Annotated in this window: 13 protein-coding genes and 1 riboswitch; of the genes, 4 read left to right on the top strand and 9 right to left on the bottom strand. The window is 29.5% G+C overall.

The genetic code is table 11. From position 1 onward, the window contains the following. Window positions 1-32 precede the first annotated feature (32 nt). A complete protein-coding gene (ubiG, locus tag ACTTBI_RS07535; RefSeq protein WP_440653511.1) occupies window positions 33-755 on the top strand; it encodes a bifunctional 2-polyprenyl-6-hydroxyphenol methylase/3-demethylubiquinol 3-O-methyltransferase UbiG in 723 nt (240 codons plus the stop codon). Here ubiG and ACTTBI_RS07530 read toward each other — a convergent pair. Together ACTTBI_RS07530 and argJ are read right to left on the bottom strand one after the other, a co-directional pair. Next, window positions 752-1,180, bottom strand: a complete 429-nt coding sequence (locus ACTTBI_RS07530; RefSeq protein ID WP_440653510.1) for a DUF1178 family protein — start codon at window positions 1,178-1,180, stop codon at window positions 752-754. The genes ubiG and ACTTBI_RS07530 overlap by 4 nt on opposite strands. Window positions 1,181-1,219: 39 nt before the next feature. Next, window positions 1,220-2,521 (bottom strand): bifunctional glutamate N-acetyltransferase/amino-acid acetyltransferase ArgJ, encoded by a 1,302-nt coding sequence (argJ, locus tag ACTTBI_RS07525; protein ID WP_440653508.1) that lies wholly within the window; start codon window positions 2,519-2,521, stop codon window positions 1,220-1,222. 65 nt (window positions 2,522-2,586) lie between these two features. Here argJ and secA point away from each other — a divergent pair, with 65 nt between their 5' ends. Beyond that, window positions 2,587-5,121: a preprotein translocase subunit SecA gene (gene secA / locus ACTTBI_RS07520; RefSeq protein ID WP_440653507.1), complete on the top strand. Its 2,535-nt coding sequence runs from the start codon at window positions 2,587-2,589 to the stop codon at window positions 5,119-5,121. 3 nt (window positions 5,122-5,124) lie between these two features. On the opposite strand, the gene ACTTBI_RS07515 is transcribed toward secA, so the two are convergent. Beyond that, window positions 5,125-6,219 (bottom strand): acetyl-CoA carboxylase carboxyltransferase subunit alpha, encoded by a 1,095-nt coding sequence (locus tag ACTTBI_RS07515; RefSeq protein ID WP_440653506.1) that lies wholly within the window; start codon window positions 6,217-6,219, stop codon window positions 5,125-5,127. Between the two features lie 104 nt (window positions 6,220-6,323). Beyond that, window positions 6,324-6,411: riboswitch (glycine riboswitch) on the top strand. Window positions 6,412-6,490: 79 nt separating this feature from the next. On the opposite strand from ACTTBI_RS07515, the gene ACTTBI_RS07510 reads away from it, so the two are divergent. After that, entirely contained in the window at window positions 6,491-8,653 is a 2,163-nt protein-coding gene (locus ACTTBI_RS07510; RefSeq protein WP_440653504.1) for a malate synthase G, read from the top strand. Here the strand turns inward: ACTTBI_RS07510 and recR are convergent. The 5 genes from recR to kdsB all read right to left on the bottom strand — a co-directional run bounded on the left by recR (window position 8,640) and on the right by kdsB (window position 12,920). Further along, window positions 8,640-9,251 carry a recombination mediator RecR gene (recR, locus tag ACTTBI_RS07505; RefSeq protein ID WP_440653503.1) on the bottom strand — a complete coding sequence of 204 codons (612 nt, stop codon included), beginning with the start codon at window positions 9,249-9,251 and terminating at the stop codon, window positions 8,640-8,642. The genes ACTTBI_RS07510 and recR overlap by 14 nt on opposite strands. Before the next feature lie 3 nt (window positions 9,252-9,254). Further along, the gene (locus ACTTBI_RS07500) at window positions 9,255-9,572 is read right to left on the bottom strand and encodes a YbaB/EbfC family nucleoid-associated protein (RefSeq protein ID WP_440653501.1); all 318 of its coding nucleotides are present in this window, start codon (window positions 9,570-9,572) and stop codon (window positions 9,255-9,257) included. Continuing rightward, a complete protein-coding gene (gene dnaX / locus ACTTBI_RS07495) occupies window positions 9,565-11,214 on the bottom strand; it encodes a DNA polymerase III subunit gamma/tau (protein WP_440653499.1) in 1,650 nt (549 codons plus the stop codon). The genes ACTTBI_RS07500 and dnaX overlap by 8 nt, the downstream gene beginning before the upstream one ends. A gap of 141 nt (window positions 11,215-11,355) precedes the next feature. Next, complete coding sequence (locus ACTTBI_RS07490) at window positions 11,356-12,189, bottom strand: prephenate dehydratase domain-containing protein (protein ID WP_440653497.1); 834 nt, start codon at window positions 12,187-12,189, stop codon at window positions 11,356-11,358. Then, window positions 12,189-12,920, bottom strand: a complete 732-nt coding sequence (kdsB, locus tag ACTTBI_RS07485; protein WP_440653495.1) for a 3-deoxy-manno-octulosonate cytidylyltransferase — start codon at window positions 12,918-12,920, stop codon at window positions 12,189-12,191. The genes ACTTBI_RS07490 and kdsB overlap by 1 nt, the downstream gene beginning before the upstream one ends. Before the next feature lie 93 nt (window positions 12,921-13,013). Here kdsB and ACTTBI_RS07480 point away from each other — a divergent pair, with 93 nt between their 5' ends. Beyond that, complete coding sequence (locus ACTTBI_RS07480) at window positions 13,014-13,553, top strand: c-type cytochrome (protein WP_440653493.1); 540 nt, start codon at window positions 13,014-13,016, stop codon at window positions 13,551-13,553. Here the strand turns inward: ACTTBI_RS07480 and argF are convergent. Beyond that, window positions 13,545-14,474, bottom strand: coding sequence for an ornithine carbamoyltransferase (argF, locus tag ACTTBI_RS07475; protein WP_440653492.1), 930 nt, complete (start codon window positions 14,472-14,474; stop codon window positions 13,545-13,547). The two genes, ACTTBI_RS07480 and argF, sit on opposite strands and share 9 nt — an antisense overlap. Between the last annotated feature and the right edge of the window lie 2 nt (window positions 14,475-14,476).

The raw sequence follows: 14,476 nt of genomic DNA, 5'->3' as shown, positions 1-14,476 counted from the left end.
ATCTTAATTGTTATGTCAACTAATTATATATTATGAACAGTATTAATAAAAAAGAAATAGAAAAATTTTCAAATATGGCGGCCGAATGGTGGGATCCAGAAGGAAAATTTAAAACTCTTCATAAATTTAATCCTATAAGAATAAAATATATTAAAGAAAATATAATTAAAGAATTTCAACTTAAAAATAAAAAATATCCTCTTTCTGGAATAAATGTCCTTGATATTGGATGTGGAGGAGGATTGTTATCTGAGCCCATGTATAGATTAGGAGCTAATGTTACAGCAATCGATGCTTCAAATAAAAATATTGCCATAGCAAACCTACATGCAAAAAAAAACAATCTTAATATAAACTATATATGTTCATCGCCTGAAAAACTAAAAACTACAAAAAAATTTGATGTAATTTTGAATATGGAGATTGTTGAACATGTTGAGGATGTCGATTTTTTTTTAAAATCATGTGCTAATCTTTTAAAAAAAAATGGATTAATGTTTGTTGCAACTATAAATAAAACCTTAAAATCTTATATATTTGCAATTGTTGGTGCGGAATATGTTTTGAGATGGCTTCCTATTGGCACCCATGAATGGGAAAAGTTTGTTAAGCCTGAGGAATTAAAAAGTATTTTAATCAAAAACAATCTAAATCTCAAAAAAATTGATGGAATGAATTTTAACATTCTGAAGGATGAATGGAATGTTTCAAAAGATTTATCAGTAAATTATATTGCTGAATTTAAGAAAAACTAATTTTCTTTTTCATCAACCCAAGGAATTAATTGTGTATCTATGCCCTCTTCTTTGAGCTCTTTAACGTCTTTCTGAGAGGCTTTACCATATATCCCTTTTGTAGGTTTCTTACTATTGTAATGAATAGATCTAGCTTCATAAGCAAAATTATCCCCAACGTACTTAAAATTATCTTTTATAAACTTTTGATAATTTTTAATTGTTTTTTTAATTTTTTTATACTTCTGAGTATCAAATTTTTCTTCATTTTTAGCTTTTCTACTTATTAGCTGAGGAGCCATTAAAGTTTTTTCAACTTTTTCAGAATTACAGTTGTGACAGATTAAAAGTTTTTTCTTTTTTAATTTTTCATATTCTGATGAAGAAGAGAACCAACTATCAAACTTTAATTCACAGTCGTTACACAAAAGTTTGTATTTTATCATAGTATAGAATTAGTTATCAAAATTTAAATTTCAATATGTTCAACTTCTATAATCAGCATTAATCTCAATATAATTTTTTGTAAAATCCATAGTAAAAGCAGTAAAGCTTTTAGGACCAGTAAACAAATCTACATTGATGTCTATATTTTCACCTTTCATATACTCAGCTACTAATTTTTCATCATAGTTCTTGTATAATTTTCCATCCTGAATTATTTGATAATTTCCAAGTTTCAAACCTAATTTATTTAAATTTATTTTTGGTCCTGCTTTTCCTATTGCCATCACTATTCGTCCCCAATTTGGATCTTCTCCCGCAATAGCTGTTTTTACCAAAGCTGAATTTGCTATTGAGAAAGCAATTGTCTTTGCATCTTGTTCACTTTTGCTTTTATTAATATTTATAGTGACAAATTTTGATGCTCCTTCTCCATCAGAAACTACTCTCTTTGCTAAATTTAACAAAACATTGTTCAATGCTTTGTCGAATTTTTTTAGTTTTATATCATTAATACTTTTAATATTTGAATTATTTGCTTTATTTGTTGCAAAAATACTAACCATATCATTTGTGCTAGTGTCCCCATCACACGAGATAGCATTAAATGTATCTGTAATATTTTTTTTTAATAATTTACTCAAAATATCATTCGATAAGTTGGCATCTGTAAATATGTATGCCAAGGTAGTTCCCATGTTTGGAAAAATCATACCCGAACCTTTGGCGACACCATAAATTTTTACCTCTTTATCTCCAATTTTACATTGTTCCATCGCAAGTTTTGGTTTTGTATCAGTGGTCATTATTGCTAATGCTGCTTTCATCCAAAGAAATTTGTTTTGTGTATAGTTGATTTTTTTAATCAAGTTTGGAATTTGAACTATTATCTTTTCACATGGAAATGTTTCACCTATTGTACCTGTGCATCCAAAAATAATTTCCTTTGAAGTAATTTTCTTTGGATAATCTTCATCCTCAGCTTGTTTTTTTGATAATTGCTCAGAAGTTAAATCAGCAATTTTTGCGAGACTTGCATAACCTTGTTTACCTGTGAAAGCATTTGCATTTCTAGTATTTACAATAAGAGAATAAATTTTTTTTGATTTTTGATTTATATTCCATTTAATATTTTCTGAGATAATTTTTGATTGTGTGTAGACAGAGGCATGATTTGCACCATCTCTAAAGTAAAACATTACCAAATCATCTCTTTTAGTTTTATATAAATTTGCGCTTAGAGCTGAAATAGATAAGCCATCTATATGATCAAGGTCCTGGAAATCCATCATTCTGGTATTTTTTGATTTCGAGGTTAAAAAATTTGTTAAATTAATACCCATGATATTTAAAATAATTGTTTAATACATATATTAAACAATATATTTAAAGAATAAATCAAATAGTCATGTTTAACCCACTTAACCTAATTACAAAATTTATCAAATCTAGTAATCAAAAAGAGCTAGATAGAATTGGAAAAATTGTAGAGAAAATAAATTCATACGAGGAACAATTCATAAAATTAAGTGATGAAGACTTTCCAAAAAAAACAGTTGAATTTAAAAATCAATTAAAAAATGGAAAAAGTTTAGACGAAATTCTACCTGAAGCATTTGCACTAGTAAGAGAGGCTGCAAAAAGAACAAGAAAAGAAAAGCACTTTGATGTTCAACTTATTGGGGGGGTAGTTCTTCACGAAGGTAAAATTGCTGAAATGAGAACGGGTGAAGGAAAAACAATTACTATTGCTTTAGCGGCGTATTTAAATGCGCTTTCTGAAGATGGAGTTCATATAGTAACAGTTAATGATTACTTAGCAAAAAGAGATTCGATGGAAATGGGTCTCATATATAATTTTCTAGGTCTTACTTCTGGATTTATAAATAATGACCAAGATGATCTAGAAAGAAAGAAAAACTATAATTGTGACATTACTTATGCAACCAACAGTGAATTAGGATTTGATTATCTAAGAGATAACATGAAGTTTTCTCAAAAAGAAATGGTTCAAAGATCTCATGCATTTTCAATTGTAGATGAAATAGATTCCTGTTTAATTGATGAAGCAAGAACTCCACTTGTAATTTCTGGAGCTGCAGAAGATAAAACTGCTCAATACCTAGCAATAGATAAACTTGTTAAAATTTTAAATAACAAAGATTTTGAAATAGATGAGAAAGAAAAAAGTATACTTTTAACAAACGAGGGTATTGATAATGTTGAAAAACTTTTTTCTAATGCAGGTATCTTAAAAAATGATAATTTTTATGATCCAGAAAATCTTCATTTAGTTCACCACGTAAATCAAGCACTGCGTGCAAATCATTTATTTGAAAAAGGAAAAGATTACATAGTAAAAGATGGAGTTCTTAAAATCATAGACGAGTTGACTGGTAGAATTTTAGAAGGAAGAAGATTTGGAGATGGTCTTCATCAGGCTCTTGAAGCTAAAGAAAAAATTCAGATACAAGCTGAAAATCAAACTTTAGCATCTATTACCTATCAAAATTATTTTAAACTATATAAAAAAATATCAGGTTGCACCGGTACCGCAGTCACAGAGTCTGAGGAATTTTTTGAGATATATAATCTTTCAGTAGTTGTAATACCAACAAATAAAGAAATGATCCGAAAAGATTATAATGATTTGATCTTTAGAACTGAAAAAGAAAAAAATGATGCAATAATTAATAAGATCATTGAAAAACATGAAATTGGTCAACCAATTTTAGTTTTCACATCTAGTATCAACAAATCTGAAGTTTATTCTAAATTATTAAATGAAAAAAATATTAAACACGTAGTTTTAAATGCAAAGAACCATGAAAATGAAGCCGAAATTATTGCAAATGCTGGAAAAGAAAAATCTTTGATAATTACAACCAGTATTTCTGGTAGAGGTGTTGACATCCAGCTTGGTGGTAAAAAAGGATCAATTCCTGATGATCAGTTAAAAATAGATAAAGAAAAAATTAAATCTCTAGGTGGCTTATTTGTAATTGGTACAGAAAGAATGGAGTCTAGGAGAGTAGACAATCAAGCAAGAGGAAGAGCTGGACGACAAGGAGATGAAGGTAGTTCTGTATTTTATGTAAGTTTAGAAGATGATTTGATGAGAATTTTTGGCTCAGAATCTATGAATAATATGCTTGAAAAACTTGGTTTAAAAGATGGTGAAAGTATTGATCACCCTTGGATCAACAAAGCATTAGAAAGAGCTCAGCAAAAAGTTGAAGCCAGAAATTTTGATATCAGAAAAACACTTATCAAATTTGATAATGTTTTGAATGACCAAAGACATGTTGTGTTTTCTCAAAGAAAAAACGCAATGAATAGTGAAAATATTTTTGATTATTCCAACAAATTTTTAAAAGAAATATCAGAAGACTTGATAAAATTAAAAATTCAAAACCTATCTAATCCAAAAAGTAATGAATTTAATAATAAAGTTAGGCAAATTGTTGGGAAAAGTTTTAATGATACTGAACTTGAAAGTTTGATTTCTGCAAAAGATAATGAACTGAAAGAGCAAATATCCTCAAAATTTAATGAGACACGTAATGAAAGAATTAAAGTTCTAAACGAGCAGCATGCAAAAGAAATTGAAAAAAGAATATTTTTGCAAACAATAGATTTGAATTGGAAATCACATATACAATATTTAGAACAACTTAGACAAGTGATTGGATTAAGGTCTTACGGTCAAAGAGATCCTTTAGTTGAATATAAAAAAGAAGCTTTTGATTTATTTTCAAATTTATTAGAAAAACTAAAATTAGACTACGTTACAATTTTAATGAACTTAAAAGTTATAACAGAAGAAAGATCTTCCAATGAGGAAAGAGTAAATCCAAAACCACAAGCCAAAAAAATGGGAAGAAATGAACCTTGCTTTTGTGGATCAGGCAAGAAGTTTAAACATTGCCATGGAGCTTTATAATTCTTAAACAAGAAAAAACAAAGAAGCTAACAATAATAAACCTGCACCAATACCAAATAATAATTTTTTTGATTTGAAAATATTGTCAAAATTGTTTTTCTTAATGGTCAAATTGCTTAAATCTTCTACATTGTTCATAAAACCATCATTTCTTCCAATTTTTAAAAATTTATTTTTTCTTTCATTCATTATTTCTTCTGACGTCATTTCTTTATATTGATCTAAATTTTTAGAAATAGATTTTCTAATATTGTCTAGCATAAGATCTCTATCCCTGTGAGCGCCACCTAAAGGTTCTGGGATTATTTCATCAATAACTTTTAATTTTAATAAATCTTTTGCGGAAAGCTTCATTGCTTTTGCTGCATCAAGCATTTTTTTTGGATCTCTCCATAATATAGTTGCACAACCTTCAGGAGATATAACCGAATAAATAGCATTTTCTAGCATGATAACTTTGTTAGACGATGCTAATGCAATCGCACCACCTGATCCACCTTCACCTATAATTATTGCAACAGTTGGCACCTTAAGTTCCATACAACATTCAATTGATTTTGCTATTGCCTCAGCTTGACCTCTTTCCTCTGCACCAACACCAGGATAAGCACCTGGCGTGTCTATAAAAGAGATAATTGGAATTTTAAATTTATTTGCTAAATTCATTAATCGAATAGTTTTTCTATAACCCTCAGGTCGCATCATCCCAAAATTTCTTTGAATTCTGCTATCCAAATCCTCACCCTTTTCTTGACCAATAACTAAAACTGACTGACCATTAAATTTTGCAAAACCAGTAAGTACAGATTTATCTTCACCATAATAACGGTCTCCAGATAAAGAAATAAAATCTTCGAATAAATTATCTATGAAAAATTTAGACTTTGGTCTGTCTTCATGTCTTGCAACCATGGTGGTTTGCCATGGATCTAGGTTTGAATATATATCATTTAATTTTTGATCTAACTCAACTTGTGTTTTTGAAATTTTTTGCGTATCTACTTCTGACAATCCCTCTTGATTATAGGGATCCTTTAATTTTTCCAATTCTGTCTCTAAATCTTTAATCTCAGTTTCAAAATTAAGATAATTTTTCATAATACGGTTATAGCGGATGGTTAATTCATAAAAAAGGCAATAAAATGATATTTAATTTAAAGTGTAATTGTTATTAATTGACTCTTTTCTAGAAGAAGATACATATTTTGCTATCGGGAGAGACTAATAGATTTAGCACCGAAGGAGCAACCACCCCGGAAACTCTCAGGTAAAAAGGACCGATAGTTGCATAACACTCTGGAAAGAGAATTAATTCCGCCGAAGGAGCAAAACTCTCAGGCAAAAATACAGATGGGGTAATTTAGGTGATATGCAGGAAAAATATGTAAATATAAATACTTTAAAAGTATCTGAAAAACTTTCTCAATTTATTAGCGACGAGCTATTAAAAGAAACAGATCTATCTGTTGATAATTTTTGGTCTGGGTTCGACAAAACAGTCAATGAATTAGCACCTAAAAATAAAGAATTAATAAAATTTAGAGAAGACTTACAAAAACAAATAGACAATTGGCATATAAAAAATAAGGGAAATGAATTTAATTTTTCAGAATATAAAAAATTTCTTACAGAAATTGGTTATTTGAAAAAAGAAGGTGATGATTTTGAAATATCAACTCAAAATGTTGATGAGGAAATAACAAGTATTGCTGGACCTCAACTTGTTGTACCAGTAATGAATGCGAGATACGCATTAAATGCTGCTAATGCTAGATGGATGAGCTTATACGATAGTCTGTACGGAACAGATGTAATTGAACAATCAGAAGATAGTGTATCTGAAAGATACGACCCATTAAGAGGTGAGATGGTAATAAAATATGGAAGAGATTTTTTAGATAAATATTTTCCTTTAGCAGGATTGAGTTGGCAAAAAATTACAAGTTTTGCGGTTAAGTATGGAAAATTTAAAGCTCTAAAAGGTGCTGATATTTATGATTTGGTAGATGAGAATAAGTTTATTGGCCATAGGGGTGAAGCTGACAACCCGTCTGCTATAATTTTAAAAAATAACAATTTACATATAGAAATTTTAAAAGACTCAAGAGCTTTTGCAGCTCAACAAGATCATGCTGGGATTAGTGACATAATTTTAGAATCTGCGATGTCAACTATATGCGATAACGAAGATAGTGTAGCTGCTGTAGATGCAGAAGATAAAATTGTTTGTTACAGAAATTGGCTGGGTCTGATGAAGGGTGATCTAAAATCAAAATTTGAAAAAGAAGGAAAATTATTTGAGAGAAAACTCAACCCTAACAGAAGCTATATTTCAAAAGATGGAAAAGGTTTAAAGCTTCATGGAAGAAGTTTACTGCTAATTAGAAATGTTGGTCACTTAATGACTAATCCATCAATAATATTAAAAGATGGTAGTGAAGTTCCAGAAGGAATTATGGATGCCTTCATTACTACAGCTGCAGCACTTCATGATATTAAGAAAAAAACCAATTCAAGATCTGGTTCTATTTATATCGTGAAACCAAAAATGCATGGACCAGATGAAACTGCATTTACTGATTTGCTTTTCTCAAAAGTTGAAGAAGTTTTAGGTTTACCAAAATACACCTGCAAGATTGGAATAATGGATGAAGAAAGAAGAACCTCAGCTAACTTAAAAGAGTGCATTAGATCGTTAAAAAATAGAGTTTTTTTTATAAATACAGGTTTTCTAGACAGAACTGGCGATGAAATGCATACTTCAATGGAAGCTGGTCCAATGATTAAAAAAGGTGAAATGAAAACTTCAAAATGGATTACAGCATATGAAAATAACAATGTTGATATTGGTTTAAAATGTGGATTTTCTGGAAAAGCTCAAATTGGAAAAGGAATGTGGGCAATGCCTGATAAAATGAAAGATATGATGGAGCAAAAAACTGGGCATTTAAAAGCAGGTGCAAATTGTGCATGGGTTCCATCTCCAACTGCTGCAGCTTTGCATTCGCTACATTATCATGAAATAAATATTTTTGATGAACAACAAAAAATTAAAAATAGAGAACAAGCAAAGCTTGATGATCTTTTAACAATACCTACTGCTGATAGACCAAATTGGTCTGTAGATGAAATTAATAAAGAAATTTCTAACTCAGCTCAAACTTTATTGGGTTATGTTGTGAGATGGATCGATCAAGGAGTTGGGTGCTCCAAAGTACCAGATATAAATAATGTAGGTTTGATGGAAGATAGAGCTACACTTAGAATTTCATCTCAACATATTGCAAATTGGATACATCACGGAATTACAACAAAAATTCAAGTTGTAGAAATTCTTAAAGACATGGCTAAAATTGTAGATGATCAAAATAAAAATGACTCTAATTACGTAAGAATGAGTGATAACTTTGAAAACTCAATTGCATTTCAAACTGCTTGTGATTTGGTATTTAAAGGAAAAGAACAACCATCTGGTTATACTGAACCTTTGCTGCATTTAAATAGACTTACTAAAAAGTCTAATCTGAATTAGAAGCTAAGTTAGAACGATTTTTAAAAGCAGAAAACAAAGTCCCATCGTCTAAACTTTCAATTTCACCACCTACAGGTAAACCCTGTGCAAGTTTTGTAATTTTTACATTAGAATTTTTTAAGCTATCTTGAATGTAGTAAGCAGTAGTTTGACCTTCAACAGTTGCACTTGTGGCTAATATAACTTCTTCAATTTTATCTCGATTAACTCTCTCAACCAGCGAATTTACAAGTAAATCTTCTTTTCTTTGACCTACTGATGAAATGGTGCCTCCCAGAATATGAAAATACCCTTGATAAATATTTGAATTTTCAATCGACCATTGATCGGCAATGTCTTCTACAACACAAATCTTTAAATATTTATTTTTTGTGTTTTCACAATTTATACATCCAGCTGAAATTGATTTAAGTGAACCACAAGAATTACATCTGGTTACATTTTTATAAACTTGAGCCAATGTGTTTGCCATTGGTTTTACTAATTCATCACGGTTATTAATGAGTTTTAAAACAATCCTTTTGGCAGATTTTGGTCCTAAACCTGGAAGCTTTGAAATTAATTTTATTAATTCCTCAATCTCGTTAATATTTTGCATCTACTATAGTGGCCACTTAAAACCAGGTATTCCAAATCCACCTGTAGCTTTTGATATCTCTTCTGATGTTTTCGACTTTAATTGTGATTTGGCGTTATTATGCGCAGCTACAATTAAATCTTCTATTATTGATTTGTCTTCTTTCATTATTTCATCTGACAGTTTAATTGATTGCATTTCACCTTCTCCATCCAAGACGATTTTTGCTGAATTTGAGCCAGAAATACCCTCTACTCTAATCTCCTTAATTTTTTGCTGACTCTCTTTCATTTTTGCTTCGAGTTCTTTTGCTTTATCTAATATTTTATTAAAATCAGTCATTATCTTTATCCTCCTTAATTATCGATTTAACATCTACCAGTTCTGCATCAGGAAAATTTTCCATAAAGTTTTTATAAATTTCAGTTTCTTTAGCTTTTTCAATTAATATTTTTTTTTCATTTTCTTTCTTTTCTCTAATTGAGAGATCCCCTTTTGATTTACTAAGTGTGATAATCCATCTTTCTTTTGTCCAATCAAAAAGCTTTGAGGAAAGATCCTTTACAAAATCTTTATCAAGGCTGTCATTAAATGAAATCTCAATCCTATTTTTTTCAAATTTAACCAAATTGACATTTTTCTCTAATTCAAATTTAAGTTTTAATTCTCTTTTACTTGTGCAAGTAGCAATTAATTCATGAAAAGAATTAATTTGAGTTTTAATTTCTGCTTTAACTTCAGTTTGTATTTCAGGATTCTTTTTTTCTTCTTGAGAAATATTTTTTATTTGGTCAATAATTTTAGTCTCTTTTTTTATTTCAATTTTGCTAGTTGAGTTTTCTTCTTTGGATTTAGTATCTATTTGTTTAACTTGTTTTACAGAACTTAAGTGCATTAATCTAATCAAAAACATCTCAATTGATAAATGTTGATTTGATACAATATCTAATTCTTCTAACGACTTGATAGAAAATTGCCAAAATAAAATTAATACATCTGGTTGGATTTGATTAGAAATATTTTTTATTTTGTTAAATTCTTCATCATTAAGAGAAAAATTTGTGCTTTCTAAAGTTAAAGAATTTATATTTTTAAAGTAATATAATAGTTCTAAAAAATCATTTAAAAATATTTTTGGTTCAACTCCCTGATCATATATTTTTCTATAAATTTTTATTACTTTTTCTTCTTCTCCTCTTAATATCAATTCAAATAAATCAATTAATTGTGATTTATCAAAATAACCAAAAATCTTTTGAGCAGAATTTAGATCTAGTTCTTTATCATTATCTAAACTCAATAACGCTCTATCTAATAGAGATAATGCATCTCTTACTGAACCCTCTGATATTTTTACAATTAATTTTAGAGCGTCATCCGTAACTTTTCCGTTTTCTTTATCTTTAATTTTTTTTATAAAATCTAACAATTCAGAAGATTTAATCCTTGAAAGATCAAAACGCTGACACCTTGAAACAACTGTTATAGGAATTTTTTTTATTTCTGTTGTGGCAAATATAAATTTTAAATATGAAGGTGGTTCTTCTAATGTTTTTAGTAAAGCATTAAAAGCTTGTTTACTTAACATATGAACTTCATCGATTATAAATATTTTGTACTTTGCTGAAGTTGGCCCATATCTAGAAAACTCAATTAGATCTCTAACATCATCAACTCCTGTCTTGCTGGCCGCATCCATTTCAAGTACATCAATGTGACTTGAATTTGCAATCGACTGACAATTTTCACACAAATTATCAATACACATTTTTTCAATACCATTTGAGCAATTCAATGCTTTTGCTACAATTCTTGCAGTTGTAGTTTTTCCAATCCCTCTAATTCCAGTAAACAAATATGCATTGGGTACTTTGTCAGCTTTTATTGAGTTTATAATTGTTTCAGCAACAACTTCTTGACCAATAAGGTCCTCCCATACTTGAGGTCTGTATTTAAGAGCTAGTACTTTTGAATTGTTATTCATAAATTTTTTAAGGAGACTAGAACCTGAATAACTGTCTCTACGACTGCTTCCGTTAAGATCTGGTCGGGTTCAAGCAGCATCCACCTCTAGCCTCCAAATCTATTATAGCAGTTAAAATTTCTAATCTACAAGAAAAGATTATTATTTTTTTTGTCTCAAACTATCCGCTTCAAAAACACCTAGGACGTGAAAATCCTCACAATGTAAGCCCAGCTCCTCAAGAGATTTTTGAACCTTTGGATCTTCTATATGTCCATCCAAATCACATAAGAAAAAATAAGAATCGAAAGAGTTTTTTTCAGGGTAACTTTGAAGCTTGGTAAGATTTACTCCATTGATAGCAAATCCTCCAAGCGATTGATAAAGAGCTGCAGGTTTACTTTTTAGTTTAAATAAGAATGAAGTTATATATTTTTTATTTCCAAACTCAGGTTGAGATATATTTTTTCCCATAACAAGAAACCTTGTTAAATTTCCACTCTCGTCTTCTATATTTTTTTTGATTACATCAAGATTATAAATTTCAGCACTTAAAGATGATGCTATTGCTGCTTGTTTTTTGTCTTTTGTTTTAGAAATCATCTCAGCTGATCCAGCTGTGTCAGCTCTAATATGTTCAGCAATATTATTTTCTTTTATGAAATTTGAACATTGCGATAAACCCTGTGCATGAGAATAAACTTCTTTTATATCAGATAGTTTAGCTCCTGGCTGACCTAATAAATTATGTTCGATTTTTTGAAAGTGCTCTTGGTAAATATTCAACCTATGTTTAAAAATTAAATATTCGACTCCTATATTCCCTGTTATTCTGTTAGACTCTGGTATTATAATTCTACAATCAGGTTCTTCCGAAGCTTTATTAAAACAATCATCAAAAGTTTTGCAAGGTAAAATTTCAGCATCAGGGTCAATTGAAACTGCTGCTAAATGAGAATAGGCTCCAAATGTTCCTTGAAAATATATTTTACCCATCAGGACTTATATTCCATTATTTTTTTTAAGGCCAGATAATCTTCCTCTGTGTCAACTCCTATGGGAGCTTTGTTGGCTAGAGCAACATTTATTTGAATATTATTGTCTAGAGCTCTAAGTTGTTCTAATTTATTTTCAATTTCATTTTTTGATTGTGGTAATTCAACAAAGTTTTTAAGAATTTGTGATGAATAACAGTAAATTCCAATATGGTGATAAACATTTAAGGTATTTTCAGATTTCCTTAGAAATATTTTTGCTTTAGAAAACGGGTCATCTTCTAAATTATTTTCAGTAATAACTTTAACTATATTTTCGTTTGTTAAGTTTAATTTATCTTCAACTTTAGCAGCCAGAGTTCCTATTTTTGCTTTATGATCTATCATCATTTGGTTTAGATTTTTAATATCCTGAATATTTATTGCTGGTTCATCACCCTGAAGATTCATTATAAAATCAACATTATCTAAGTTAAGTTTTTGATAAGCTTCATATATTCGGTCTGTGCCAGTTTTATGTTTATTGTTGGTTAAAATCGCATTTCCTCCATTATTTTTAACATCATTGACAATCTCTTGATCCTCTGCAGCAACAATTACCTCTCCAATATTTGCCTCTTTTGCCTTATTAAACACATGTGAAATAATTGAAATATCATTAATTTTTAATAATGGTTTTCCTGGGAGCCTAGTTGCGGATAATCTAGAGGGTATAATTATAAGAGTTTTCATCAATCACTAATTAAAATAGAGGCAAATTTGTACATTAAATTTTAGTCAAATTTTAATTTATCATGTTATACGTTCAAAACTAAATTTATAAAAATGGATTCTTTTGAAATTAACAAAATTGTAGCTGCAGTTCTAATGGTTGCACTTCTTGTAATTGGTATAGGAAAATTATCTGATGTAATTTTTCATGTAGAAAAGCCAGAAACTCCAGGTTACACGGTGGAAGTTGAACAGGTATCTACCGCATCATCTTCTACAACAACTGCTGCAGAAGAAAAAATCGACATTGCTGCATTAATGGCCATGGGGGATATAGCAAGTGGAGAAAAAATATTTAAAAAGTGTGCAGCCTGTCACTCAATAATTAAGGGTGGGAAAAATGCTATAGGTCCAGCTTTATATAATGTCGTTGGAAGAAAAGTTGGAGCAGTCGAGGATTATAAATATTCAAAAGCATTAGCTGCTTATGAAAAAGAATGGACATTTGAAGAGCTAAATGGATTTTTAAAAAAACCTGCAAAATATATTAAAGGTACAAAAATGGCTTATGCAGGTTTAAGAAAAGAAGTAGATAGAGCGTCTGTAATTAAGTATCTAAATGAAAATTCAGATAGCCCAGTTCCACTACCTTAATTTTCCAAAACAATACAATAGTATACTTTTTTGAACATGAACTCTGTTAAGAGCCTGTATCCATACATGAGATTTTTTTCCTAAGAAAATGTCTTCAGACACTTCATTCCCTCTAGGCAGACAATGCAAAAAAATACAATTCTTATTTGCAAAACCCATTAATTTTTTATCAATTTTAAATTTTTTAAATGCCTGAATTTTTTTCTTTTTGTTTACTTTGTCATTTAGTGAAATAACTTTATCAGAAAAAATTACATCAGCTCCTTTAGCAGCTTTTTTTGGGTCATTATAAATATAAATTTTTCTCTTATTTTTTTTCACCCAACTTCTTACTTCTTTTCCTGGTTCAAAATTTTTTGGACAACCAATGCTTAATTTGAAAGAAAATTTAACTGAAGCAGCAATTAAACTATCCAAAACATTATTTGAATCACCAATCCAGCAAATATTTAATTTGGAAATAGGTTTTTTTGTAATCTCTTCAACTGTAAAAACATCTGAAAGAACTTGAGTTGGATGAGAGGACGGGCTCAAACCATTAATCACTGGAATAGACAAATATTTTTTAAAATCCTCAATTTTTTTGTCACTATCTGTTCTCAACATAAATCCATCACCATAAGTTGATAAAACCTTTGCTGTATCAGATATACTTTCACCACCTTGTCCTAAATGAAGTTCATTGGATCTAAGTGTTACAGTACCTCCTCCAAGCTGTTTAATTGCTAAATAAAAGCTCATTCTTGTTCTTAAGCTTGGTTTTTCAAACATTTGGATCAAAATTTTACCTTTTAGTGGAGCACCTTTATCTGTCTCTAATGTGTTAAGTTTTTTTCTAGAACTTTTTCTTTTTTTTGCATCAGTAATTATTTTTCTTAAATCTTTACTAGGAATATCTTTTAAATTTATAAAATGTTTCATAA

The sequence above is a fragment of the Candidatus Pelagibacter sp. HIMB1542 genome (assembly GCF_052047835.1).
GTDB lineage: Bacteria > Pseudomonadota > Alphaproteobacteria > Pelagibacterales > Pelagibacteraceae > Pelagibacter.
The sequence above is the reverse complement of the archived record's forward strand: the minus strand, read 5'-3'. Positions and strand labels throughout refer to the sequence as shown.